The organism is Streptomyces sp. NPDC006624, from assembly GCF_040611555.1.
GTDB lineage: Bacteria > Actinomycetota > Actinomycetes > Streptomycetales > Streptomycetaceae > Streptomyces.
Genome location: NZ_JBEXOM010000069.1, coordinates 1 through 1,307 on the forward strand (window position 1 = coordinate 1; position 1,307 = coordinate 1,307).

1 protein-coding gene is annotated in these 1,307 nt (G+C 68.2%); it reads left to right on the forward strand.

Annotated features, from left to right (window positions below; translation table 11 throughout):
- Positions 1–1,307: phosphate acyltransferase (locus tag ABZY20_RS37205; RefSeq protein ID WP_356447959.1), on the forward strand; the 1,307-nt coding region annotated here is incomplete at both ends.

A 1,307-nucleotide genomic window follows, 5' to 3' on the forward strand; every position in this document is an offset into this window, starting at 1 on the left:
CCGCCAGCGAGCTCACCGCGCGCGGCAACCTCGTCGCAGTCATCAGCAACGGCACCGCGGTGCTGGGCCTGGGCGACATCGGCCCGCTCGCCGGCAAGCCGGTGATGGAAGGCAAGGGCGTGCTGTTCCAGAAGTTCGCCGGCATCGACGTGTTCGACATCGAGATCGACGAGCGCGATCCCGACAAGCTGGTCGACATCATCGCCTCGCTCGAACCGACCTTCGGCGGCATCAACCTCGAAGACATCAAGGCGCCGGAGTGCTTCATCGTCGAGCGCAAGCTGCGCGAGCGGATGAAGATCCCGGTGTTCCACGACGACCAGCACGGCACCGCGATCATCGTCGGTTCCGCCGTGCTCAACGCGCTGGAAATCGTCGGCAAGGACATCGGCCAGGTGAAGCTGGCCACCAGCGGCGCCGGCGCGGCCGGCATCGCCTGCCTGGACATGCTGGTGGCGCTGGGTTTGAAGCCCGAGAACATCCTCGCGGTGGACCGCGACGGCGTGCTCTACACCGGCCGCGGCAAGATGGACCCGGACAAGGAGCGCTACGCGCGCGACACCGACAAGCGCACCCTGGCCGACATCGTCGCCGGCGCCGACATCTTCCTCGGCCTGTCCGCCGGCGGCGTGCTCAAGCCGGAGATGGTCGCGACCATGGCCGACAAGCCGATCATCCTGGCGCTGGCCAACCCGTATCCGGAAATCCTGCCGGAAGACGCCAAGGCCGTGCGTCCGGACTGCATCGTCGCCACCGGCCGTTCGGACTACCCGAACCAGGTCAACAACGCGCTGTGCTTCCCCTACATCTTCCGCGGCGCGCTCGACGTCGGCGCGACGGTGATCAACGAGGACATGAAGCTGGCCTGCGTGCGCGCGATCGCGGCGCTGGCGCGGATGGAGTCGTCCGACCTCGGTAGCGCTTATGGCGGGGACGTGCCCACGTTCGGCCCCGAATACCTGATCCCGCGCCCGTTCGACCCGCGCCTGCTGGTGATGCTGGCCCCGGCCGTGGCCAAGGCGGCGATGGAGTCCGGCGTGGCTGCGCGTCCGATCGTCGACATGGACGCCTACGAGGAAAAGCTCAGCCAGTACATCTACCGCACCGGCCTGCTGATGAAGCCGGTGTACGACCGCGCCCGCGCCGACCGCAAGCGCGTGGTCTACGCCGAGGGCGAGGAAGAGACCGTGCTGCGCGCGGTGCAGACGGTGATCGACGAGGAGCTGGCGTTCCCGATCCTGATCGGCCGCCCCGACGTCATCGACACCCGAATCAAGCGCCTTCGCGCATGCGCAGGCCCAGGCGCT